Raw genomic sequence first — 23,193 nt, 5'->3', positions numbered from 1 at the left:
CGTAAAGGAGAATCACATGCCACGTGCTGTCGGAATCGACCTCGGTACAACCAACTCGGTCGTCAGCGTCCTCGAGGGCGGCGAGCCCAAGGTCATCGCGAATGCCGAAGGTTTCCGCACAACCCCGTCTGTTGTCGCATTCACCAAGGATGGCGAGGTGCTCGTCGGTGAAACCGCTAAGCGCCAGGCCGTCACGAACGTCGACCGCACCATCTCTTCCGTCAAGCGCCACATGGGCACGGACTGGAAGACGCAGCCGATCGATGACAAGGGTTACACCCCGCAGGAAGTTTCGGCCCGCATCCTTCAGAAGCTCAAGCACGACGCCGAGCAGTACCTTGGTGACACCGTGACGGATGCCGTCATCACCGTCCCCGCGTACTTCAACGACGCCGAGCGCCAGGCCACGAAAGAGGCCGGCGAGATCGCGGGACTCAACGTTCTGCGCATCATCAACGAGCCCACCGCCGCGGCTCTTGCCTACGGCCTCGACAAAGGTAAAGAAGACGAACTCATCCTCGTCTTCGACCTCGGTGGCGGTACGTTCGACGTCTCGCTGCTCGAAGTGGGTAAGGACGACGACTTCTCCACCATCCAGGTGCGCTCCACCGCCGGAGACAACCGCCTCGGTGGCGACGACTGGGACCAGCGCGTCGTTGACTACCTGATCAAGCAGTTCAAGGCCACCTCGGGTGTGGATGTTTCGGGCGACAAGATCGCGCTGCAGCGCCTCAAGGAAGCTGCTGAGCAGGCCAAGAAGGAACTCTCGAGCTCGAGCTCGACCAGCATCAACCTTCCCTACCTTTCGCTCACGGACAGCGGTCCGGTTTCGCTCTCTGAGACCCTCACGCGCGCCAAGTTCGAGGACCTCACCAAGGACCTGCTCGACCGCACTAAGAAGCCTTTTGCTGACGTCATCCGTGAAGCTGGCATCAAGGTCTCGGACATCGACCACGTCGTCCTCGTCGGTGGATCGACCCGTATGCCCGCCGTCGCCGAACTGGTGAAGCAGGAAGCTGGAAAAGAAGCCAACAAGGGCGTCAACCCTGATGAGGTCGTCGCCGTCGGCGCCGCTCTCCAGGCTGGCGTGCTGAAGGGCGAGCGCAAAGACGTTCTGCTGATCGACGTGACACCCCTGAGCCTCGGTATCGAGACCAAGGGTGGCATCATGACCAAGCTCATCGAGCGGAACACTGCGATCCCCACCAAGCGCAGCGAAACCTTCACGACCGCTGACGACAACCAGCCGTCTGTTGCCATCCAGGTCTTCCAGGGTGAGCGTGAGTTCACTCGCGACAACAAGCCGCTAGGAACCTTCGAACTCACCGGAATCGCCCCGGCCCCCCGCGGGATTCCGCAGGTTGAGGTGACCTTCGACATCGATGCCAACGGCATCGTGCACGTGTCCGCGAAGGACAAGGGCACCGGTACCGAGCAGTCGATGACGATCACGGGTGGCTCGTCGCTCCCCAAGGAAGACATCGAGCGCATGGTGCGCGAAGCGGAAGAGAACGCTGCGGAAGACAAGAAGCGTCGCGAACTCGCCGAGGTCCGAAACCAGGCCGAGACCCTCTCTTACTCGATCGAGAAGCTCATCAGCGACAACGCTGACAAGCTGCCCGAAGAGGTCAAGACCGAGGTTCAGGGCGACGTTGACGCACTCAAGGCAGCTCTCGCCGGAGACGACGACGACGCTGTGAAGACAGCGTTCGACAAGCTCAACGCCAGCCAGCAGAAGCTCGGCGAAGCAATCTATGCATCGAGCCAGTCAGAGCAGGCTGCCCCGAGCGCTGATGAGCAGTCCGCAGACAGCGGTGAGACGGCATCCGATGAGGATGTTGTCGACGCCGAGGTCATCGACGAAGACGACGAAAAGAAATAAGACAGAACCATGGCAAAAAAGAACTTCGACGAAACGCCCGAAGGCGACGACGAGGTTCGGCCGAGCGATGAGGGGTCGGAAGCACAGGCTTCCGACCCCGAGTCGCAGGACGAGCTGACGGTCGACGACATTCTGGGTGCTGCTCAAAGCGCAGAGGCTGCCGCCGAAGGTGCAGAAGCTGTCGCCGACGAGCCCGACCTCTTAACTGACCTCAAGCGAGTTCAGGCCGAGTACGCCAACTACCGTCGCCGCACCGAAGACCAGCGCGAGGTGGAGATCGAGCGAGCGAAGGGATCAGTGGCCAAAGGCCTGCTGCCCGTACTCGATGACCTCGACCGTGCCGCGAAGCACGGCGATCTCGTCGAGGGTACGCCATTCGCTGCTATCGCTGACAAGCTTCGCGGCGTCGCTGAGCGCATGGGTCTCGAAACCTACGGTGCTGCCGGCGACGTCTTCGACCCGCAGCAGCACGAGGCGATCTTTCAGCAGCCGACACCCGGCGCGACAGAGACGACAGTTCTCGAAGTCGTCGAGGTCGGATACCGCCTGGGCACTGTGGAACTGCGTCCGGCAAAGGTCGTCGTCGCCGTTCCGGCGGAATAGGAGACGCTGTGGCCAGTCAGGACTGGTTCGACAAGGACTTCTACGCGATGCTCGGCGTCTCAAAAGACGTCAGCGCTGCCGATCTGAAGAAGACCTACCGCAAGCTCGCCCGTAAGTACCACCCCGACTCGAATCAGGGCGATAGCAAGGCTGAGGCGAAGTTCAAAGAGATCAGTGAAGCCTATTCAGTGCTGAACGATCCCACCCAACGCGAAGAGTACGACCAAATTCGCGCGATGGGCTCCGGTGCTCGTTTCAGCGCCGGAGGTACGAACGGCGGCGGATTCGATGACGTGTTCAGCGGATTCGGCGGCGCGCGTGGCAGCCGAGGCGGGGGAGCTGCCGGGTTCTCGCAAGAGGACTTCGGCGACTTCTTCACGATGTTCGATCAGGGTGGGTCATCGCGGTTCGGTTCAGGATCCTTCGGCCAGACGAGTGGCGGATTCCGCGGCTACGGCGGCCCCACAAGGGGTGCAGACGTCACCGCACGGACGACTCTGGACTTCATCACCGCGGCCAAGGGCGAAACGATCAGTTTGCAGTCGGAAGACGGCAAACCGTTCAAAGTGAAGATTCCCGCCGGTGTCTCGGATGGGCAGAAGATTCGACTGCGCGGACGGGGACGTCCCTCTCCAGACGGTGGTGAGAGCGGCGACGTCGTCGTGCAGGTATCGGTGCGACAGCATCCAGTCTTCACGCGCGAAGGTCTCAACCTTCGCGTTGTGGTGCCGGTGACCTTCACAGAGGCAGCGCTGGGTGCCACGATTGAGGTGCCCACACTCGGTGGTGATCCCGTCAAGTTGCGGGTCGCTCCCGGAACCCCGTCGGCGCGAGTGCTTCGGGTCAAGGGTCGGGGCATCCAAACGACGAAGGGCACCGGTGACCTCCTCGCGGAGGTGCAGGTGGCAGTACCAGCGCATCTCGATGATGCCGCCCGGGCGGCACTGGAGAAGTTCCAAGAACTAGAACCACACGAAAACCCGCGCGCCGACCTCATGTCGAAAGCGCGCGGCTAGCTCCACCACAGCTGACGAGGGATGACGGGAGGCGATAGTGAATGTCGGAAGACACGATTGATGAAGACGCACCTATCTTCGCCATCGCTACGGCGGCAGAGCTTGCGAACATGCACCCGCAAACGCTCCGTCAATACGACCGCATCGGTCTCGTCGTTCCCGCGCGCACCAAAGGCGGCTCGCGTCGATATTCGGTACGCCATATCGCGCAGTTGCGTGAGGTCGGGAGGCTTTCTGCCGAAGGCATGAGCCTCCCGGCTATCGCCCGCATCCTCGAACTTGAAGATCGAGTGCGAAATCTCGACCGTCAGGTGAGAGAGCTCGAACAGCGCGTCGCGAGTGAACTCGAGAATCGGCCCGGTGCGCGCGTGTTCGCGGCCGGGGCCACCGGATCTGTTGTGCGCCTCCGGCATGGAACACGCATGCGCCGTGCCACTGAGATCGTGGTGTGGCGTCCGCGCGGTGGCGAGCTCGAGCGCTAAGAATAGACGTAGCAGCGCCAACAGCCGGGGAGTTCCACTCATGTCGCGTAACGAAAAAGCGATGCAACGGTGGGAGACCCTCACCCGGTGGCCGCTGACCGCCGCAGCCCTCGTCTTTCTCGTCGTCTATACGGCGCAGGTCACGCTCGAGTACACGGGCACTGCGCGCATCATCGCTTCGACGGTCATTTTTGCGACCTGGGTTGCGTTCGTCGTTGACTACGTCGTGCGACTGAGCCTTGCGCACCCCAAGGGCGAATGGTTCCGAAAGCATCTGTTCGACCTCGCTGCCGTACTCGTGCCAATGCTGCGCCCGGTGCGCCTGCTCAGTGTTTTCATTCGCCCGCAGGGTGCAAAAGAAAGCGCCGGAGCGAATCTTCGTGCGCGCATGCTGATCTACGGTATCGGAGCCGCGCTGCTGCTTATTTGGATTGCTGCGCTTTCAGTGCTCGAGGTTGAGCGCTACGCGGCTGGGGGCAACATCCGGAGCTTCGGCGACGCGATTTGGTGGGCTTTTTGCACAGTGACAACCGTCGGTTACGGCGACTTCGTACCGGTCACTGTGCCAGGCCGCGCAATCGCCATCGGCCTCATGCTCGGCGGTGTTGTGCTTGTGGGTCTCATCACCGCAACCTTCTCGTCGTGGGTGATTGACCGCGTTACCCGTGGACACCAGGAGCAGCGCGCAGCGACCCGCGCAGATGTTGAGCGGCTCACTGCCGAACTCGACGCCCGGTTGCCTCGGCCGAGCGAGAGCCGTGGTCTCCCGAATGTCGGCGGTCCGCTCTAGTCTGAGCGTGTGCTCGGAAAAATTCTCTATCGCTACCTCAAGGGGTACCGCTGGCTCCTCGTGGGCGTGCTGGCATTCCAATTCATCGCAGCGATGGCGTCCCTCTACCTGCCGCGGTTGAACGCCAACATCATCGATCAGGGTGTCGCCCAGGGCGACACAGCCTATATCTGGTCAACAGGCAGCATCATGCTGACGATCTCGCTGGGGCAGATCACGGCATCTATCATCGCGACCTACTTCGCCGCCCGGGCGTCGATGGCCGCGGGGCGAGACATTCGCCGAGATGTCTACGAAAAAGTGAGCGGTTTCTCCGAGCGAGAAGTATCGACTTTCGGGCCAGGGTCGCTCATCACGCGCAATACAAATGACGTACAGCAAGTGCAGATGCTCGCCATGATGGCATCGACCATGCTCATCAACGCACCGTTGTTGGCGATCGGCGGCATCGTGATGGCACTGCAGCAAGACGTGGGGCTCAGCTGGTTGATCGGCGTCTCTGTGCCGACCCTGCTCGTGATCGCCGGACTCATCATCAGCCGCATGGTTCCGTTGTTCCGCAAATTTCAGAAGAAGTTGGATGCCGTCAACCGTGTTCTTCGTGAGCAGCTCACCGGGGTGCGAGTTGTGCGCGCTTTTGTGCGCGAAGACATCGAAGAAGAGCGTTTTCGTGTCGCGAACACCGACATTCGAGTCGTCGGCCGCAAGGTCGGGTCGCTGTTCGTGCTGCTCTTTCCGCTCGCGATGCTCGTGCTCAACGTCACCGTTGTCGGCGTGATCTGGTTCGGCGGAATACAAGTGAACGAAGGCACCGTCGAAATCGGCACGCTGTTCGCCTTCATGCAGTACGTCGGGCTCATCATGACCGGCGTGCTCATGGCGAGCTTCATGGCAATCATGATTCCGCGCGCTGCCGTCTCGGCAGAACGCATCAGCGAGGTGCTGGCAAGTGAGTCGACACTCGTGAAGCCCGAAGATCCGGTATCTGACTTTCCGACCCCCGGGGCTATTCGGTTCGCGGACGTCGCATTCAGCTATCCCGGAGCAGAGAAGCCTGTCTTGCAAGGCATCGATTTCGAAGCGGCGCGAGGCGAAACTGTGGCGGTTGTCGGCTCTACCGGTTCTGGCAAGACCACGCTGGTCTCGCTCATCCCCAGACTTTTCGACGTCACCGCAGGGGCGGTATCGGTGGGCGGGGTCGACGTGCGTCAAGCGGACCTCGACCGAATGTGGGAAGGCATCGGACTGGTGCCCCAGCGGCCCTTCCTCTTTACGGGCACCGTCGCCTCAAACCTTCGCTTCGGCCGGGAAGCCGCTACCGACGATGAGCTCTGGCACGCTCTCGAAATCGCACAGGGACGGGACTTCGTCGACGAGATGGAAGGCGGCTTGAACGCTCGAATCTCGCAGGGAGGCACGAACGTCTCCGGCGGACAACGGCAGCGCTTGGCGATCGCGCGTGCGATTGTGCGCCAGCCCGACGTGCTGGTTTTCGACGACTCGTTTTCGGCGCTCGACCTCACGACCGACGCACGGCTGCGGCAGGCGCTGTGGCGTGAACTCCCCGACGTCACCAAAATTGTCGTCGCCCAGCGGGTATCGACGATCACCGATGCAGACCGCATCGTGGTTCTTGATGCGGGCCGCATGGTCGGGGTCGGTACTCACGAGCAGTTGCTCGCAACCAACACGACGTACCGAGAAATCGTCGAATCGCAGTTGGGAGTCGAAGCATGAGTTCACCCGACATGCGGACGGAAGAAGAACGACTCGAACTCGAGCTTGCCGAACAGGCTCGCCAGACATCCGGGGATTGGGACAGCGTAAAGCCCGGCAAGGCTGCAAACTTCGGCGCCAGCTTTGCTCGACTCGTCGGTCTCCTGGGGCCCTACGCCGGCGCGTTCATTTTCGTTTCGTTCCTGGGAGCTTTAGGCGTCGTGCTCGCGGTCATTGCTCCCCGGGTGCTCGGTGAGGCAACCAACATCATCTTTGAGGGCGTCACCTCGGCGACGCTCGGGGCACAGTTCCCCGCGGGCACCAGTCAGGCAGAGGTCGTCGCAGCACTACAGGCGGCGGGCCAGGGAGACATGGCTAACGTCGTGGCGGCGATGAATGACTTCGTCGTTGGCGCCGGCGTCGATTTCGATCGGCTGCGCGTGGTCATCGTCGCCGCACTCGCTATTTATGTCGGATCATCAATCCTCAGTTGGGTCCAAGGGTTTGTCATCAACATCATCATGGTGCGCACGATGTGGCGCTTGCGTGAATCGGTTGAAGCAAAGCTCAACCGATTGCCGCTGGCGTATTTTGATCGAGTACAGCGCGGCGAGTTGATTTCGCGCGTCACCAATGACATCGACAACATCACGCAGACCATGCAGCAGTCGCTGTCGACGGTCGTGACGTCGGTACTCACTGTCTTCGGCGTGCTCATCATGATGTTCTCGATCTCATGGCAACTCGCGATTGTTGCGCTGGTGTCGTTGCCTTTGATGGCGGTCATATTCGGTGTCATCGGCCCGCGCTCGCAGAAGGCATTCGGCGTCCAGTGGAAAAAAGTGGGTCGTCTCAACGCCCGCGTCGAGGAGTCGTTCTCGGGACACGCGCTCGTCAAGGTGTTCGGGCGCGAGCACGACTCACGCGAGAAGTTCCAGGAAGAAAACGAAGACCTCTACCAGGCTGCGTTCAAGGCACAGTTTCTGTCGGGGATCATCATGCCCGGCATGATGTTCATCGGAAACCTCACCTACGTCGGCATCGCCGTTCTTGGCGGTCTCATGGTGGCCAGTGGAAATCTCCGTCTCGGTGATGTGCAGGCTTTCATCCAGTACTCCCAGCAGTTCACCCAGCCGCTCTCCGAGCTCGGCGGGATGGCAGCCGTTATCCAGTCGGGAACAGCATCCGCTGAGCGTGTCTTCGAATTGTTGGACGCCGACGAACAGGACCCGGATGCTGATGACGCTCCGGCGCTCGTTCGTGGGCCTGGCGTCATCGAATTCGAAAACGTGCAGTTCTCGTATTCTCCTGACAAGCCGCTTATTTCCGACCTCTCGTTCCGCGTGGAGCCGGGTCAAACTGTCGCAATTGTGGGGCCGACTGGTGCGGGAAAGACCACTCTCGTCAACCTCATCATGCGGTTCTACGAACTCGATGGCGGACGCATTCTGCTTGACGGTCAAGACATCGCCGAGTTGTCGCGAGACGACGTGCGATCGCGCACCGGAATGGTGCTGCAGGATCCGTGGCTTTTCGCCGGCACGATCCGTGACAACATTCGATACGGCCGTGAATCTGCCACCGACGAAGAGATAACCGACGCGGCGAACGCGACTCGCGTCGACCGGTTCGTGCACTCGTTGCCCGAGGGCTACGACACTGTGCTTGACGAAGACGCGGCGAACGTCTCAGCGGGTGAGAAGCAGCTCATCACCATCGCTCGTGCGTTCGTGGCTCAGCCTGCTGTGCTCATCTTGGATGAGGCGACGTCCTCGGTCGACACCCGTACCGAGTTGCTTCTGCAGCACGCGATGGCAGCGCTTCGGGAAGGCCGTACTTCGTTTGTCGTTGCTCACCGACTATCGACGATTCGTGACGCTGACCTCATCCTTGTGATGGAGCATGGTGACATCGTTGAAAAAGGCAGTCACAACGACCTCATCGCGAAAAAAGGCGCGTACTGGCGGTTGTACCAGTCGCAGTTCGAGCACGCCGCAACCGAACCCGACGCCATTGCGCCCGAAGACGCAACTGCGCCTGAGAGTTAGGCGCTTGCGGGAAGCGTGCCCGAAGCTTCGGACTTTTTAGGATGCACGATCATTTCCGGGGCAACACGCACGATGAGCCACGTTGGCAAGATCACAACGCACATCACGGGCAGCAGCGTGATGTCACCAGAGATTGCGACCGCGATGAACAGTGCGATCCAGCCATCCCGTGAAACTGCAAGCGTGAGTCCCAGCACACCGCAGGCGACAGCAAGGCCGAGCGGGAGCGACGGAATGAGGGCATGGGCGAGCGTCCCGAGCGCAACACCGATGAAGACAGCGGGAAAAATTCTTCCGCCGCGAAAACCTGCAGCTGCAGCGACGACAAGCGCTGCGAGTTTGACGACGGTGATCACTGCGAGCTGCGCTGGGCTGTAGGCATCCGGGTTCGTCAGCAATTCTGCCGACTGTTCGAGCCCTTTGAACAGTGTGAGGGGCCCGCCCACAAGCCCGAGCAGTCCCAAGATGAGTCCGCCGAGCGTCGTATAGATGACCGGGTTTCCCAGCCGTCGAAACAGGCGATGCAGGTGAGGAAAGACAGCTACACCCACGAGCGCGAGGGCCGCGGCCGCACAAGCAACGCCAACACCCCAGAGAGCTTCGAGGGCAGGGTTTTCGGGCCGGTAAGCGGGAATTCCGGCCGTCATGGAGATTCCGCCACCGACCATAGACGCCACTACGCTTCCCACTCCCGCGGCGACAAGCGGCAAAAACAGCTTGTCCCACAGCGAGCCCGGCGCCTTCGTCGCGGCAAGAATCCCAGTGAAGACGAGTGCGGCAGCGACCGGCGTGCCAAACAGTGCCCCGATTGTGCCGGCGGCCGCGAGGACAACAACGAGCTCCGTGGGAACCGCCCGCCACAGTCGTGCGACGACCGCGACAGCGATCGCGGTATTGATGGCGATGATGGGGCTTTCAGGTCCAAGGCTTACGCCGCCAGCGAGGGCAAGCACAACCACGAGTGCGACGCTCGGCAGCGCTGACACCGGCAGGGTGGGCGCGACAAGCTCGGTCGTTGCCGAGTCGGTTCCGCCGTGGCCCGGGACCAGCCACACGACGAGACCGACTGCTGCGCCCGTCAGGGTGAGGACGAGAACGACCCACCAACCAGCTGGGTCGACCCCCAGGGCGCCTGGCAGCGTCTCCCACCACACCTGTTGCAACAGATGCGCCAGTTCTTCAAGCAACCACAGGGTAAGGGCGGATGCCACGCCAATCAGTAGTGCAGGCAGCGACAGCTGGAGCAGCTGCCTTGTGCGAAGTACGCCGTCGGGTGTGTCTCCTGAAATCTGGGACATTGTCTAGCTCAGGAGCTTCGCCTTAGCTGCTGCGAACTCAGCATCGTCGAGAACTCCGGCATCCTTCAGAGCGGCAAGCTTTTGGATCTCGGCGACGAGATCGAGAGCAGGAGCCGCGGGAGCTACCGGCTGCTGCTGTGCGACGGCCTGTGCCGCGGCGGCCTGCATCGCGGCCTGTTGCTGTTGCGCTTCGTATGCTTCTGCCTGCTGCTGTTGCATCGAGCGATTCTCCTGTGATCGGCGCATGCCACCCGAGACAGCATTCGCCGTACCAGCCACAACCGCTGTGCGCGCCGCGAGGCCGAGCAGACCCGGGCGTCCCATTCTGCGAATCATGCGATCACTCCTCTTCCTGAGCTGCTTCGAGCAGCGCGTTCACGACCGGGGCTGGGATTCGTTCGCTATGGAGCAGCACGCTACCCGACGCTGCGAACGTCTCGGCGAGCCGTTTTGCCCACGCCATTTCGTAGGCGACGACGGCCGCTGATGAGCCAGCCGGAATCATGGCCGCCAACTCTTCAATGTCTTCAGTGCCGGCAATACCGATCTCAGCGAGTTCGACTCCACCGAACCCGTACCGATCTGTGTCGTCTTCGATCTCAATCGCGGTTACTTCGCCATCCTCAGACTTCGACACAATAATGAAGTCCAGTAGGCGAACAAGGCCCGAATCAATCAGATCTGTGATGGCGGCGATGACCCCGGGCGCGGGGCGGTCACCCTCGAAACCGATCAGGTGAAGTTCGACGGGTCCGTACTCGAATTCGGCCACGAGGGTCCTTTCAGTGCGTTATTCAACACAAAGAATGCCACGCCGCGGCGCTTCACGCAGAGGGATTTATTCGCAGCACCGTCGGATCGCCTTGCAGGGCAATGTCGTCAACGATGCGCAACGTGCGTGCGATGTCGTCCACACCCCTCAGCACGATTCCGAATCTTTCCCGGTCTCCGCCGACAGCTGTGAGGGTCACGAAGTGCGTCCCGGTATCCCACGTGTATGTGGCAAAGGGCGGGGTGCCGGGTTTACTCGGAAGCTCCATGGCCAACTTCTCCCCAGTGCCGAGGTGAGGGTTCCGAAAATCTTCGGTGTCGTCATACTCCATCGGCATCATCGCGCGCGCTGTGCGCATTTGCGGTGTGGCCTCTTGAAGCTGAGCGATGGCGACCATCTGCTCGGGCTCTGCTTTCCAGACCCACACGAGAATTCGACCCGCCGCTTTCCGCAGTAGCAAGGGCGTCGCCTGGCTCGCGGCCCACGCGGCAAAACCCGAACCTGGTCGCGGAGCTGCGCCAGTAAGGCCCGCCCCCTGGTTCATCAGCATCCGAATCGCTGCTTTGCGGTGGCGTCGACCACGCAGCCCAAATGAACCCGTAACCGGGACCCAGAGATCGACGTTGGCATCGGCTTGAAGACGGGGCATGGCTCCAGGGTAGAACGCTTGCGGTGGCGTTCCTATCGCGAGTCCAAGAAGGACTTGCACGCTCTCTTGCGGCGGTGTCGGGAACTTAGCGTTGACAGCCAGATCTTTTCGTTGCTATGTTCATGCTTTAACGTTCAAGCAATGCGAACGCACTTGAGTTCGTTAAAAGTTGAGCTGACCAAAATTAATGTGCTCAAACGATTGAGCACATGTGTGAGCAAACGATATGCGATGTCGAAGGAGACACGGTGGTATCTGCATCGAAGGCAGCGGGAGCGACGCTCCGCGACATCGCGAATGAAGTCGGTATCTCTGTAAGCGCGGTGTCGATGGCGTTGCGTGATCACCCTCGAATCGGCCCTGAAACCAAGGCTCGGGTGTTGAGCTTTGCCGAAGAGCTCGGCTACGTCCCTAATTCGGCAGGTCGCGCGCTTCGGGCACAAAAGGCAGACGCCGTCGCGCTCATTGTTCCCAACACCAGCCAGCATGTGTTCGGGCACAGCTACTTCATGCACGTGTTGACCGGTGTCACTGCCGTCGCCAACCACAACGACGCGCAGGTTGTCATCTCGACCAACCCGGATGAGTCGCACGGTATGACCGCCTACGAGCGCGTTATGCGGTCGGGGCGGGTGGATGGGGCGATTGTGACCAGCGCTGCGGTCACTGATGACAACATCGAGCGCTTGGTTCACAGTGGTCTGCCACTGGTGCTGTTGGGGAATTTTCCCTATCTGCCCGATTCGGTCAGCGTGGGAGTCGATGATCGCGCGGCTGCATTCGAGGCGACATCCCACCTCATTCAGATTCACCAGCGTCGAACGCTCGCTCACATCAGCGGCCCCCTCGACCATCAGAGCGCGATAGATCGTCGCGATGGCTTTTTCGACGCCATCGAGGCCCACGGCGTTGAGGGCTCTCTGCTCGTTGGTGACTACAGCGAAGAGTCGGGTGCGCACGCCGTCGGCGACATCACGGCAATCGATGGTGTGGTCGCGGCCAACGATGAGATGGCCTTCGGAGCTATGACCCGCTTGCGGCAACGCGGCCTCACTGCACCGCGAGAGATTTCGATCATTGGGTTCGACGATTTCGGTCTGAGCCGAGTCACGACCCCATCGATCACCACAATGCACGTGCCTGCGGAACGCATGGCGCGGCTCGCGACCGAACGGCTGTTCGACATCGTGTCCGGGGTAGCAATCGCGCAGGATGACGCCCGCGTCACGCTGCCCGTGAACCTCGTGGCGCGAGAGTCCTGCGGCTGCTAGGCGCACCACGGAGAGGGCCGTCTCTCACTTTCAAGAATCGCACAATCTCATACAGCCCAAAGGAGAGCATTCCTATGAGAAGAATCACATCAGTACTGGCGGTCGCATCTGTGGCGACCGTCGCTTTGGCTGGTTGCAGCGCCGCTGCACCCGAAGCGGACGGCCCGGTCGAGCTCACTCTGTGGACTGGCTTTACCGGTGGAGATCGTGGTGCGTATGAGGACCTCATCACGGCCTTCAACGACACTCACGACGACATCCAGGTGTCCATGGAAGTGCAGCCGTGGGACACGATCGCCCAGAAACTACCGTCCGCCTGGGCGACGGGCCAGGGGCCAGACCTCGCGACTCCGAGTTTCGACCCCAACGTCGTGGCAAAGTACGTCGAGACCAACTCGCTCCTGAAGCTCGATGACGTGGGTGATGTCAGCCTGCTCGCGCCCGCGGCGATCGACGCTTTCACCGTGGATGGGGCACTTTACGCAGTCCCGGCAAATGTTGCGACGTTGCAGCTGTACTACAACAAGACGATGTTCGCCGAGGCTGGTATTGATCAGCCCCCGGCAACCGTGGAGGACTTCAAGACGGATGCTGTCGCCCTGACGGACGGCGGAACTGTGGGCCTGTCTCTGGCCGACCACGAGACGATCCAGATGTGGCCGATCCTGCAGTGGCTCGAAGGTGGAGACATCGTCGATTCTGACGGATGCTCCGTCCTTGATAGCCCCGAGAACATTGCAGGGTTGCAGAGTTGGGTCGACGTTGTGGATGCCGGTGCCGCTCCCGTCGGATTGACGGGTGCGGAGGCGGACTCGCTGTTCAGCGCTGGCAAGGCAGCGATGCAGCTTAACGGCCCGTGGGCGGCCGCAGGCTACGCCGAGGCCGGCATCGACTTCGGCGTCGCTCCGGTGCCCGTGGGAGTAGACGGCCCTGTCACATTGAGTTCGACGGTGCCGATGTCTGCTGCAGCGAAGACAGCGCATCCGGCCGAGGCGCAGGAGTTCTTGGAATGGTGGACGGGCCAAGACGCGCAGCGTCAATTCGCTCTCGCCAGCGGTTTCCCGCCGGTTCGTACGGACCTTGCAGATGATCCAGAACTGGCATCCAACGAGATCGTGGCGGCTTTCGCCGAGGCGCTGCCCTCGGCGCGGCTGTACCTCGTCGGTGTCGACGGGGCGACTCAGGTCGACTCGGAAGCCTACGTGCCATTCATCGGCGAGATCACGCGGGGTGGCGATGTTGCCGACGCAGCCGCGGCAGCGACCGCAAAGATCAATGCGATCACGGGGTGCGAAGACAAGTGATGCCACGACCTATCTCTCCGGCCACCGGGGCTTCTCGCCCGGGTGGCCGGAGAGGATGGACAAAGCCACGGCTACGAGGTCTTCCCGGGTGGCTGTTCGCCGCGCCGAGTCTGCTCATCCTGCTCGTATTCATCGTCTATCCGATCATGCAGTCACTCTGGTACAGCCTCCACGACTGGCGTATTGGTGCTGACAGCCAAATTTGGCTCGGGCTCGGCAACTACGAGCGGCTTCTGAACGGCGAACTCTTCTGGAACGCGCTGCGGGTGACGCTGCTCTTTTCGCTAGTCAGCGTCGTCCTGCAGATCGGGATTGGCTACTGGGCAGCAAATGCGCTGGTTCGGGAGACGTGGTTCAATCGGCTCGTCCGTTCTGTTTTCTTCTTTCCCACGATCGTGGCGTTGGCAACGATCGGACTGGTCTGGCGTTTCCTCTTGGACTCTCGCATCGGGTTCGTCGGCGGAGTCGTGCAACTCTTCGGCGGAGAGCCGGTGGAGTTTCTGCAGGATCCGACTCTGGCTCTACCGACCATTATTTTCGTGAGCGTCTGGAAGACCATTGGCTACGCGATGATCATTCTGCTCGCCGGCATCAAAGGCGTGCCCGACTCGCTCTATGAGGCGGCGCGCTTGGATGGAGCAAACCCGCGCCAGTTGAACTGGCATGTCACGTTGCCCAGTATCCGGCCAACGCTTCTGTTCGTCACGATGATTTTGACGATCAACTCGTTGCAGGTCTTCGATCTCGTATATGTCATGACCAACGGGGGGCCGTTGTTCGCGACGGACACTCTTGTCACGATGATGTATCGCGAAGGCTTCACCAACTTCAACCTTGGCTACGCCTCGGCGATCGCGTGGGTCTTGTTCGTCATCATCATGCTCCTGTCAGCATTCCAGCTCAGATTGTTCAGGTACCAGGATGTTGACTAATCTCCGCCTATCTCTCAAGTGGGTGCTGTTGGGCATCGGTGTCGTCGCGGCGCTTATCCCGTTTATTTGGATGGTTGGCGGCTCGTTTCGAAGCGAAGCCGATCTTTTCGCGGCACCCGCGCAGCTTCTTCCGAGCACATGGACCCTTGACGGGTACATCAGCATTTGGGAAGAACTCCCCTTCCTGCGGCTCCTCCTGAACACATTTATCTTCGCTGGGGTGACAACCCTGCTCTGTCTGCTGTTCGATTCGATGTGTGCGTACGCGCTGGCGCGGATTCAGTTCCGTGGGTCCACAGTGCTGTTTTGGTTAGTGATCGCCACGTTGATGGTCCCGTTCCAGGTGACACTGATTCCGGTGTTCCTCGAACTGTTCCACTTCGGATGGCTGGACACCTACCAGGGCCTCATCGTGCCTCGCGCAACTAGTGCCTTCGGTATCTTCATGCTGCGCCAGTTCTTCATATCGATCCCGCGGGAACTCGACGAAGCTGCGCGCATTGACGGTGCCGGTCACTGGCGCATCTATTGGGGCATCATCCTGCCATTGGCCAAGCCGGCACTGGCAACGCTGGCGGTGTTGCACTTCATGAACCTCTGGAACGATCTGCTGTGGCCGCTGATCGTCACGAGCTCCACTGAAATGCGAACCCTCCCGGCCGGGCTGACGCTGTTCGGCGGTCAACATGTCACCGATCATGCGGTGCTGCTCGCCGGAGCAACCATCTCGCTCCTTCCCCTCGCTTTGGCCTTCTTCTTCGCGCAGAAGTACTTCGTGGCGGGAATCGCGACGACAGGACTGAAATGACATCTCTTCAAGAACCTTTCGCCCGCGGCGGCTTCACCTGGCTGCTTGGCATCGAAGACACATGCGTCTATCCGGTTTCTTCGTCTGAGACACCGCTCGACGAGCACATCCTGACGGGGCATGACACGGCCTGGCGTGAAGACCTCACCCTCGCTCGCGAGCTTGGGGCGACAGCAATTCGCTACGGCGTGAGCTGGCCCGTGGTTCATGTTGCTCCCGGAGTATTCAATTGGGCTGAACTCGACGAGGTGATCCCGTTCGCTGTCGATCATCTCGGGCTCGAAATCGTCGCTGACCTGGTGCACTATGGCACACCTCGATGGCTTGTTGACTCTTTCGCCGACCCTGGATACCCGGATGCTATCGCCGACTTCGCGCGCGCATTCGCAAGCCGATATCGCAGTAAAGTCACTCACTTCACGCCCCTGAACGAACCCGTCACGACGGCATCTTTCTGCGGTCTCCGGGGCGTGTGGCCACCGCGCTTGTTCGGGTGGGACGGCTGGGTTGCGGTAGCGGTGCCGATTGCGCTGGGGATGGCTCGGACGACGGCCGCGATTCGGGAGGTAAACCCCGACGCCGTAATCGTCCACGTCGAAGCCGCCACCGTGGTGCACACCGATGAGCGAACGCTCGACGAGCATGCCGCGCTTATCCGTGACGTCGGTTGGCTATCTACCGACTTCCTCCTCGGGCGAGTGGATGAGGATCACCCGCTCTGGACGTGGCTTCTCGAGCACGGTGCGCATCGCGCCGACCTGGACTGGCTTCTTCACCATCCCGCAGCGCCGGACTTCGTCGGGGTGAATTACTACCCTGATCTGACCCCACGGCGGGTCGCTCTTGTCGATGGAGAGCAGATGCAGATCTCCTACGACAAATGGACGCAGGGGCTGCGCGAGGCGTTGGAAGGATTCGCTACGCGCTATCAGCTTCCGCTGATCATCACGGAGACAAGCATCGAGGGCGATGACGCGTTGCGGGCACGTTGGCTTCGTGACTCAGCCGTGGTCGTCGAAGAGCTGCGAGAACAGTGCGATATTCGCGGCTACACCTGGTGGCCGATGTTCGACTTTGTCGACTGGTCGTGGGCATCCGGTGGTGCCAACGTCGAGGAGTTCGTTGTGGAAAACGTCGCTGCAGACGGAACCAAAACGATCGGACCGGCGCCGTCGCTCGGCGACCCGTCTCAGGGAAAGACGGCGTTCCTGCGTCGCATGGGCTTGGTGCGCCTCGACGAAGGTAGCGATGCCACGCTTTCGCGGGTACCCACGCCCGCGGCGACCCTCTTCAAGGAGCTCTCGTGAGCGCCCCCGTGTACGCCGAGTATTTCGCTGATCCCTTCGTGTTGCAGCTTTCCGATGGGTCATACGTTGCCTATGGCACCGGCCGACCTCCCGCCACTGGCGACGCGGTCTTTGAAGCGCTCACATCGACGGACCTGACGTACTGGCAATCGCGTGGCAGGGTTCTTCCGCGTCTGCCCGCGGCGTTCGGCGACGAATATTGGGCCCCGGAAGTACTGGAAGCCGACGGCGAATGGTGGATGTACTACTCGGTCGGGCACGGAATCGAAGGGCATCATCTGAGAGTCGCTCGGGCCGAGCACCCGCTCGGGCCCTTCGTTGATCAAGGCGTGAACCTCACCCCGAGCGAATCCTTCGCGATCGATGCGCATCCTTTCCGAGACCTCGACGGCACGTGGTATCTGTTTTTTGCCCGCGATGTGCTTCACCATTCCCGTCCGGGCACGCACCTCGCAGTCCTTCGCCTCTCCGCGATGGATGCAGCGGAGGGGGCACCAGTCAGCATTCTCGAACCGAACGCTGACTGGCAAATTTTCGAACGCGACCGGCACATCTACAACGGCACCTTTGATTGGCACACGCTCGAGGGTCCGACCGTCGTCTACCGCGCCGGACGGTACTGGATGACCTATTCCGGGGGTGCGTGGACCGGCGAAGGCTACGCGGTGTCGTGGGCCGTCGCGGATCACCCAACCGGCCCTTGGGCACATGCCCCGCAGGGTACTGCCCCACTTCTCAAAACGAACGACAGCGCTCTCATTGGTCCTGGCCACAACTCGTTGACGGTCAGTCCCGACGGAGACGACGTCATTGTCTTCCATGCCTGGGATGCTCACCACGATGCCCGCAAGATGCACGTGCACCGCATCTCCTTTCAGCCGGAGGGGCCCTGGGTCGACGGCCCGACGCAGGACCCCTCCATTTCTGCATCCACCGCCGGAATGACTCATTAAGCCCATCCGAAAACCGACTCAAGGCAAGGGGAAGTACACAATGAGGAGTACATTCATGTCCGTTTTGAGAGACTCAACGCGGCCTGGTAGGCGCACACCGCCCGTCGCCCATTCGCAGGCATACGCCGCCGGGTGGAATCCGGCTCGTTTCGTCAGTGTGATCGTCGTCGCGTTGCTGGTGATCGTGGGCATCCCCGCGACGAACGCGGCAGCGGCCGACATGGTGTCAGCTAGTGCCGCTGAAACGCAGCCTGCTCTAACGATGCAGCAAAACGTAGCGGCGTCGCCTGGGCTGCCCTGCGACACCTTTGCCGACGGAGGCAACCCGTGCGTCGCGGCGTACTCCACCGTGCGGGCGCTTTCGGCGTCTTACACGGGTGCGCTTTATCGCGTGACGAGGGCCTCCGATGGGGCAGGCGCTGACGTGGGATTGTTGAATTCTGGTTACGCGAATGCGGCGGCTCAGGATCTGTTCTGTGAGAACACGGTGTGCACGATCGTTGAACTGTACGACCAGTCGGCAGAGGGAAATGATCTGACAATCGCACCGGTCGGCGAAGCGGGTTCGAGCGCGATTGGGGCGCGAGCAGATGCGCTGCCGGTTACTGTCGCGGGTCACGCGGTCTACGGGATCCAGGTTGAACCGCGAGTCGGATACCGCAACCCCAGCGGGAGCGGAATGGCGATCGACGGTGAACCTGAGTCGATGTACTGGGTGGCCAGTGGGACGATGGCCACGAACGCGTGTTGTTTTGATTTCGGCAACGTGGAAGCTACCTCCACAAACACCGGCGCTGGTCACATGAACACGTTGATCATGTCGACCTTTTGCGGCAACCCACCTTGCTCGGGACGCGGACCCTGGATACAGGCAGACCTCGAAAACGGCGTCTTCATGGGCAACGGAACGAGCAACCTGTCCAACGTCAGTCAGACGAGTCCGTTCGTCACTGGGGTACTGAGAAATGACGGTCAGAGTGCCTTCGCCCTCGATGGAGGCAACGCGACATCCGCTTCTCTCACGTCGTTATTCCAGGGGGCGCTGCCTTCGGGCTACACGCCGATGAAACAGGAGGGTGGCATCACCCTCGGCGCTGGCGGAGACAACAGCAACGCTGCACCCGGCTCCTTTTTTGAAGGCGCAATCACATCGGGATACGCGCCGAACGCAACTGTCGCTGCGCTGCAGTCTGATATCTCCTCAGTGGCCTACACCGGCACCTCTGGTGGTGGACCCGGCGTTGGCATTACCGGACCCGCCGGTAAGTGCGTCGACGTGAGTGGAAACGATAACGGCGTCGGGGGCGCGGCGGTGCAGCTATGGGATTGCCTTCATGACGCTGTCGACCAGAAATGGCTGCACATTCGCACCGTCCCGACCGTCTATTTGACGTCGGGCCTTGATGAGTACCCGAACACGTTGAAGACCATGGGGCGCTGCCTGGAAATCACGGGCAACACCACGACCGCAGGCACGCCTATCCAGCTGTGGGACTGCAACGGGCTCGGTGGGCAGGAATGGGTGACGCAATCTAACGGGACGCTGAAGAACCCGCAGTCCGGGTTGTGTTTGACAAGTCGCAACGGGCAGACCTCAAACGGCACCCGCCTCGAGATTCAGCCCTGCACGGGGGCGGCGAACCAGCGGTTCATTGTGACGCCGGGGCTGTTGTTTGATGAGACGCCCATCAATGCTCCTGGCGGCAACTGCGTCGATGTGATTGGCGCCAACAATGGAGCCAACGGAACCCGGGTGGTGAGCTGGGACTGCCTTCGTGAAGCCAATGATCAGAGCTGGTGGTCTACGGCCAACGGATCCTTGACCACACTCGGGCGCTGCCTCGACATCGTCGGCGACAGCACCGTCGCTGGCACCGAGGTGCAGTTGTATGACTGCAATGGCGTGGGAGGTCAGAAGTGGGTGCAGCAGACAAACGGTTCGCTCAAGAACCCGCAGTCCGGTCTGTGCCTCACCGACCCGGGCAACGCGGTAAACGGGACCGTTCTCACTATCCAGTCGTGCAGCGGGGCCGCATCCCAGGTGTTCAAGGTCTCGGGGGGTCAGATGATCTCTGCTCCCGGCGGAAAGTGCATGGACACCGCAGGAAACGACACCTACGGCAACTGGTCGGGCCCGAAAGTTCAGCTCTGGACGTGCATCGAACCTGCCGTCGACCAGCATTGGACTTTCACCGCCGGCAACACGCTAGAAACGCTCACCAGGTGCCTTGATGTCGCAGGCAACAGCACCGCAGCAGGAACCCCAGTGATCCTGTTCAACTGCAACGGTGTCGGTGGCCAGCAATGGGTACCTCAGACGAACGGCTCCATCCTCAACCCACCGAGTGGATTGTGTCTGACCGCTCCGGGTAGTTCGTTCGCCAACGGAACTCAACTGACCATCAACACCTGCACGGGTGCCGCCAACCAGAAATTCATTTAGCGAACGATTGAGATGAGTTGCCAGTTCTTCCTGAATCGGGGGAACTGGCAACTCACCCGGTCGCCGATCCAGAACGCTTGCGGTGGGTGGGCGAGGCATCCGGGGTGGAAACAGGCGCCTCGGGTACAGTTGACGTGCGCACGGAGACCCCGTGTGCACGCCGCAGAGATAGGCAGCCACCACACCCGTGACTTCCCCCGCGTCCCTTCCCTCTTCATCAGACGAAGCCGCCACACAGCGCCCGCTGACGGTGCTCATCGGCGCCGATACATTTTGGCCCGACGTCAACGGTGCCGCTCGCTTCGCCGAGCGTCTCGCCGCAGGCCTCACCGCGCGTGGCCATGACGTGCACGTCATGGCTCCAAGCCTCACCCATGCCAAGCACGGCGCCTTCCGCGAAGTGATCGAGGGTGAAGAGATGACGATCCACCGGCTCCCCTCGTGGCGCTATTACCCGCACGATTGGCTTCGGTTCGTGCCGCCGGGGCGCTCGCCTCAGCATGCGCGTCGCATACTCGACGAAATCAAGCCTGACGTCGTGCACATTCAGTCGCACATCCTGATCGGCCGTGGACTCACGCGGGAGGCGCGAAAGCGTGGCATTCCGGTGATCGCGACAAACCACGTGATGCCCGAAAACATCCTCGACTTCACGACTCTTCCGGCCAAGCTTGACGAGATCGTGGTCAATCTCGCGTGGAAGGATGCTGAGCGCACCCTCCGGATGGCGCGCGCTGTGACGACCCCCACACGAAACGCCGCGAACTTTCTTGAATCGGCGATCGACATCTCCGGGGTGATTCCCGTGAGCTGCGGGATCGACCGCACCAATTACACGCCCGATCTCACACCTCGTGACGCGAATCGCGTTTTGTTCGTGGGGCGACTGACGACAGAGAAGAAGATCGACGTCGTGCTGCGGGCCATCGCGCGCATCGATCCCGCGCTTGATGTGAGTTTCGACATCGTCGGTGGCGGAGATCAGCGAAAGAACCTCGAAGCACTCGCGGGTGAACTTGGAATTGCCGAGCGCGTGCACTTTCACGGGCACACTTCAGAAGATGAGCTTCGCCACATTCTGTCGCGTGCGAGCGTGTTCGCCATCGCATCGATTGCCGAACTTCAGTCAATCGCGACGATGGAAGCGATGGCTTCGGGTCTGCCGATCGTCGCCGCGAACGCCGTTGCCCTCCCTCACCTCGTCCACGACGGTGAGAACGGCTACCTCTTCGAACCCGGTAGCGTCGATGAACTCGCCGCACGCCTCACCGACGTACTCACGGCTGAGCCGGAAGAGCGCCTGCGTATGCAGCAGGCATCGCTTGATGGCGTCGTCGTGCACGACATCAACCGCACGCTCGACACGTTCGAAGCGCTGTATCGCGGCCAGCCGCTGCCGGAGTAGGTCACGATGCACGTCGTGATGTTCGGCGATCAGCACGTCGAGTCGCTCGGCGGTGCACAGGTTTCGATGCGCTTGCAGCGTCGTTTCCTCGAGCGCGCCGGGCACACCGTGACGATCGTCGCACCCGCGATGCACGGTGCGCGCGGTCGAGCAGCGACGACGGATGCCGTGTACCTCGACCTTCCGTCAATACCCATCACCCTCGACCGTGAGTACTCGCTCACCTGGCCAGGAGTGCGCACCGACCGTTATCTCGACGCGGCGATGGCCGATCGAGCACCCGTGGACCTCGTGCACGTGCAAGCCGACTTTTGGGGCGCATTCACCGGCCATCGGTATGCGGCCCGACACGGACTTCCGGTCGTGCACACTATGCACAACCGGGTGGATGTGGGCATCGAAGCCACAGCTCCGGCTCCACGCCTTGTACTGCGGGCACTGAATTTCTGGCAGCGGCGAGCGTTGCACGTGCCTGGCCAGGGTCGCGACGGGTGGGACTACTTGCGACAGTTCGCGCGGCTCTCTCGCTCCGTAACGGCGCCGTCGTCACACTTCGCGCATCGGCTGGAAGCGCACGGCGCTGTGCCGCCCGGCCCGAACCCTCACGTAGACGTCGTGTGGAACGGTATCGACGACGATGTTCTCGACGCCGCGCTCGCTGCCGGCCGTGAGGCACGCCGCCCTGGACCCGCACGCCTCGTATGGATCGGCCGGATGAGCCCCGAAAAACGGCTTCTTCCGTTTCTCGAAGCGGTCGCGGCCTCAGGTGCCCACGTCGAAGTCGAGGTTATCGGCGGCGGAGGCCAGTGGCGCGCAGCGCAGCGAACCGCTGCCCGCGCGGCGGGAGCGGCGGCATCCGTTCGTTTCGTGGGTCGCTTGACATACCTTGAGACGCTGCGGCGGATCGCAGCAGCGGATGCCGTTGTGCAAACGTCGATCGGATTCGAAACGCAGGGCATGACACCTTTCGAGGGTGCGTCGCTGGGCACTCCGGCGATCGTGTGTGACCCCGATATCGCCAACGAGCTGGGCTCAGGCGTGTGGCGAGTTGGCGATGGCGTCGCGGCGGATGAGTCTGTCGACGCTCTCGCGGCGGCGATTCGTGCGGCCGCGGCCGACGTGGAGGCCGGCACTGCGCCCGTTCCCGCCCCCGACATCGGTGAGCGATTCCGCCAGTCATCGCGCACGGCCGCGATGATCGAGATCTACCGCCGCGCGTCAGCGGCGTAGCCCCGGCCCCGTCGCTGACGCTTCCCCGCTGACTTGCCCACTTTTGTGGGTGTGACGGCGTGAGCGCCCACAAACGTGGACACGTCAGCGGATCGGGTGAGGGGCTCGTGCGAAGGCGAAGCTTCGGAGAGGGAGCGCGAAGCACCGGTGCGGGAAGCGCGGATGCGGGAGGGGTCGGTGCGGACGGGGCCGTACCCGTCGCGAGCGACAGCGATGAGCGTGGCTACGACGGCGGTGAGCGAGATTGCGGCGACGATAACGAAGAGGATCATGGCAGAAACGCT

At 61.6% G+C, this 23,193-nt stretch carries 21 protein-coding genes; 16 read left to right on the top strand and 5 right to left on the bottom strand.

The features are described 5' to 3' along the window. The first annotated feature begins 16 nt into the window (after nucleotides 1-16). From dnaK to G6N83_RS06175, 7 genes are read left to right on the top strand one after another with little or no spacing between them, the layout of a single operon-like run. Nucleotides 17-1,882 carry a molecular chaperone DnaK gene (gene dnaK, locus G6N83_RS06205; RefSeq protein ID WP_165140374.1) on the top strand — a complete coding sequence of 622 codons (1,866 nt, stop codon included), beginning with the start codon at nucleotides 17-19 and terminating at the stop codon, nucleotides 1,880-1,882. Nucleotides 1,883-1,891: 9 nt separating this feature from the next. Then, complete coding sequence (locus G6N83_RS06200; protein ID WP_165140372.1) at nucleotides 1,892-2,485, top strand: nucleotide exchange factor GrpE; 594 nt, start codon at nucleotides 1,892-1,894, stop codon at nucleotides 2,483-2,485. A gap of 8 nt (nucleotides 2,486-2,493) precedes the next feature. Beyond that, nucleotides 2,494-3,501, top strand: a complete 1,008-nt coding sequence (locus tag G6N83_RS06195) for a DnaJ C-terminal domain-containing protein (RefSeq protein ID WP_165140370.1) — start codon at nucleotides 2,494-2,496, stop codon at nucleotides 3,499-3,501. A gap of 41 nt (nucleotides 3,502-3,542) precedes the next feature. Beyond that, complete coding sequence (locus G6N83_RS06190; protein WP_165140368.1) at nucleotides 3,543-3,983, top strand: heat shock protein transcriptional repressor HspR; 441 nt, start codon at nucleotides 3,543-3,545, stop codon at nucleotides 3,981-3,983. 40 nt (nucleotides 3,984-4,023) lie between these two features. Further along, nucleotides 4,024-4,773: a potassium channel family protein gene (locus G6N83_RS06185; protein WP_165140366.1), complete on the top strand. Its 750-nt coding sequence runs from the start codon at nucleotides 4,024-4,026 to the stop codon at nucleotides 4,771-4,773. Between the two features lie 9 nt (nucleotides 4,774-4,782). Next, the gene (locus G6N83_RS06180) at nucleotides 4,783-6,510 is read left to right on the top strand and encodes an ABC transporter ATP-binding protein (protein ID WP_165140364.1); all 1,728 of its coding nucleotides are present in this window, start codon (nucleotides 4,783-4,785) and stop codon (nucleotides 6,508-6,510) included. After that, nucleotides 6,507-8,537 (top strand): ABC transporter ATP-binding protein, encoded by a 2,031-nt coding sequence (locus tag G6N83_RS06175; RefSeq protein WP_165140362.1) that lies wholly within the window; start codon nucleotides 6,507-6,509, stop codon nucleotides 8,535-8,537. Before G6N83_RS06180 ends, G6N83_RS06175 begins: the two co-directional genes overlap by 4 nt. Here the strand turns inward: G6N83_RS06175 and G6N83_RS06170 are convergent. The 4 genes from G6N83_RS06170 to G6N83_RS06155 are packed head-to-tail and all read right to left on the bottom strand — an operon-like array spanning nucleotide 8,534 to nucleotide 11,256. Next, entirely contained in the window at nucleotides 8,534-9,835 is a 1,302-nt protein-coding gene (locus G6N83_RS06170; protein WP_165140360.1) for an ion channel protein, read from the bottom strand. The genes G6N83_RS06175 and G6N83_RS06170 overlap by 4 nt on opposite strands. Before the next feature lie 3 nt (nucleotides 9,836-9,838). After that, nucleotides 9,839-10,171 (bottom strand): SHOCT domain-containing protein, encoded by a 333-nt coding sequence (locus G6N83_RS06165; protein WP_241246304.1) that lies wholly within the window; start codon nucleotides 10,169-10,171, stop codon nucleotides 9,839-9,841. A gap of 4 nt (nucleotides 10,172-10,175) precedes the next feature. Next, nucleotides 10,176-10,607: a DUF6325 family protein gene (locus G6N83_RS06160; RefSeq protein WP_165140358.1), complete on the bottom strand. Its 432-nt coding sequence runs from the start codon at nucleotides 10,605-10,607 to the stop codon at nucleotides 10,176-10,178. Nucleotides 10,608-10,659: 52 nt separating this feature from the next. Next, nucleotides 10,660-11,256, bottom strand: a complete 597-nt coding sequence (locus G6N83_RS06155; protein ID WP_165140356.1) for a hypothetical protein — start codon at nucleotides 11,254-11,256, stop codon at nucleotides 10,660-10,662. Between the two features lie 248 nt (nucleotides 11,257-11,504). Here G6N83_RS06155 and G6N83_RS06150 point away from each other — a divergent pair, with 248 nt between their 5' ends. From G6N83_RS06150 to G6N83_RS06105, 9 genes are all read left to right on the top strand, one after another. Next, a complete protein-coding gene (locus G6N83_RS06150) occupies nucleotides 11,505-12,527 on the top strand; it encodes a LacI family DNA-binding transcriptional regulator (RefSeq protein ID WP_165140354.1) in 1,023 nt (340 codons plus the stop codon). Nucleotides 12,528-12,601: 74 nt separating this feature from the next. Then, a complete protein-coding gene (locus G6N83_RS06145; RefSeq protein ID WP_206535832.1) occupies nucleotides 12,602-13,831 on the top strand; it encodes a sugar ABC transporter substrate-binding protein in 1,230 nt (409 codons plus the stop codon). After that, nucleotides 13,831-14,763 carry a carbohydrate ABC transporter permease gene (locus G6N83_RS06140; RefSeq protein WP_165140352.1) on the top strand — a complete coding sequence of 311 codons (933 nt, stop codon included), beginning with the start codon at nucleotides 13,831-13,833 and terminating at the stop codon, nucleotides 14,761-14,763. The genes G6N83_RS06145 and G6N83_RS06140 overlap by 1 nt, the downstream gene beginning before the upstream one ends. Beyond that, a complete protein-coding gene (locus G6N83_RS06135; RefSeq protein WP_165140350.1) occupies nucleotides 14,753-15,571 on the top strand; it encodes a carbohydrate ABC transporter permease in 819 nt (272 codons plus the stop codon). Before G6N83_RS06140 ends, G6N83_RS06135 begins: the two co-directional genes overlap by 11 nt. Further along, the gene (locus G6N83_RS06130) at nucleotides 15,568-16,878 is read left to right on the top strand and encodes a family 1 glycosylhydrolase (protein WP_165140348.1); all 1,311 of its coding nucleotides are present in this window, start codon (nucleotides 15,568-15,570) and stop codon (nucleotides 16,876-16,878) included. The genes G6N83_RS06135 and G6N83_RS06130 overlap by 4 nt, the downstream gene beginning before the upstream one ends. Continuing rightward, a complete protein-coding gene (locus G6N83_RS06125; RefSeq protein ID WP_165140346.1) occupies nucleotides 16,875-17,831 on the top strand; it encodes a glycoside hydrolase family 43 protein in 957 nt (318 codons plus the stop codon). The genes G6N83_RS06130 and G6N83_RS06125 overlap by 4 nt, the downstream gene beginning before the upstream one ends. Before the next feature lie 55 nt (nucleotides 17,832-17,886). Beyond that, on the top strand, nucleotides 17,887-20,274 hold the full coding sequence (locus tag G6N83_RS06120) for an arabinofuranosidase catalytic domain-containing protein (RefSeq protein ID WP_206535831.1): 2,388 nt from the start codon (nucleotides 17,887-17,889) through the stop codon (nucleotides 20,272-20,274). A gap of 187 nt (nucleotides 20,275-20,461) precedes the next feature. After that, nucleotides 20,462-21,679 (top strand): glycosyltransferase, encoded by a 1,218-nt coding sequence (locus tag G6N83_RS06110; RefSeq protein WP_165140344.1) that lies wholly within the window; start codon nucleotides 20,462-20,464, stop codon nucleotides 21,677-21,679. Between the two features lie 6 nt (nucleotides 21,680-21,685). Further along, nucleotides 21,686-22,909 carry a glycosyltransferase family 4 protein gene (locus tag G6N83_RS06105; RefSeq protein ID WP_165140342.1) on the top strand — a complete coding sequence of 408 codons (1,224 nt, stop codon included), beginning with the start codon at nucleotides 21,686-21,688 and terminating at the stop codon, nucleotides 22,907-22,909. Here G6N83_RS06105 and G6N83_RS06100 read toward each other — a convergent pair. Then, on the bottom strand, nucleotides 22,885-23,181 hold the full coding sequence (locus G6N83_RS06100; protein ID WP_165140340.1) for a hypothetical protein: 297 nt from the start codon (nucleotides 23,179-23,181) through the stop codon (nucleotides 22,885-22,887). The genes G6N83_RS06105 and G6N83_RS06100 overlap by 25 nt on opposite strands. Nucleotides 23,182-23,193: the final 12 nt, after the last annotated feature.

The organism is Microbacterium endophyticum, assembly GCF_011047135.1.
Taxonomy (GTDB): Bacteria; Actinomycetota; Actinomycetes; order Actinomycetales; family Microbacteriaceae; genus Microbacterium; species Microbacterium endophyticum.
The sequence above is the reverse complement of the archived record's forward strand: the minus strand, read 5'-3'. Positions and strand labels throughout refer to the sequence as shown.

Excerpts from the sequence above, each read along its gene's own strand:
- dnaK (WP_165140374.1), top strand. The coding sequence starts at position 17 with ATGCCACGTGCTGTCGGAATCGACCTCGGTACAACCAACTCGGTCGTC.
- G6N83_RS06200 (WP_165140372.1), top strand. The coding sequence starts at position 1,892 with ATGGCAAAAAAGAACTTCGACGAAACGCCCGAAGGCGACGACGAGGTT.
- G6N83_RS06190 (WP_165140368.1), top strand. The coding sequence starts at position 3,543 with ATGTCGGAAGACACGATTGATGAAGACGCACCTATCTTCGCCATCGCT.
- G6N83_RS06185 (WP_165140366.1), top strand. The coding sequence starts at position 4,024 with ATGTCGCGTAACGAAAAAGCGATGCAACGGTGGGAGACCCTCACCCGG.
- G6N83_RS06175 (WP_165140362.1), top strand. The coding sequence starts at position 6,507 with ATGAGTTCACCCGACATGCGGACGGAAGAAGAACGACTCGAACTCGAG.
- G6N83_RS06170 (WP_165140360.1), bottom strand. The coding sequence starts at position 9,835 with ATGTCCCAGATTTCAGGAGACACACCCGACGGCGTACTTCGCACAAGG.
- G6N83_RS06165 (WP_241246304.1), bottom strand. The coding sequence starts at position 10,171 with ATGATTCGCAGAATGGGACGCCCGGGTCTGCTCGGCCTCGCGGCGCGC.
- G6N83_RS06155 (WP_165140356.1), bottom strand. The coding sequence starts at position 11,256 with ATGCCCCGTCTTCAAGCCGATGCCAACGTCGATCTCTGGGTCCCGGTT.
- G6N83_RS06145 (WP_206535832.1), top strand. The coding sequence starts at position 12,602 with ATGAGAAGAATCACATCAGTACTGGCGGTCGCATCTGTGGCGACCGTC.
- G6N83_RS06140 (WP_165140352.1), top strand. The coding sequence starts at position 13,831 with ATGCCACGACCTATCTCTCCGGCCACCGGGGCTTCTCGCCCGGGTGGC.
- G6N83_RS06135 (WP_165140350.1), top strand. The coding sequence starts at position 14,753 with ATGTTGACTAATCTCCGCCTATCTCTCAAGTGGGTGCTGTTGGGCATC.
- G6N83_RS06130 (WP_165140348.1), top strand. The coding sequence starts at position 15,568 with ATGACATCTCTTCAAGAACCTTTCGCCCGCGGCGGCTTCACCTGGCTG.
- G6N83_RS06120 (WP_206535831.1), top strand. The coding sequence starts at position 17,887 with ATGTCCGTTTTGAGAGACTCAACGCGGCCTGGTAGGCGCACACCGCCC.
- G6N83_RS06105 (WP_165140342.1), top strand. The coding sequence starts at position 21,686 with ATGCACGTCGTGATGTTCGGCGATCAGCACGTCGAGTCGCTCGGCGGT.
- G6N83_RS06100 (WP_165140340.1), bottom strand. The coding sequence starts at position 23,181 with ATGATCCTCTTCGTTATCGTCGCCGCAATCTCGCTCACCGCCGTCGTA.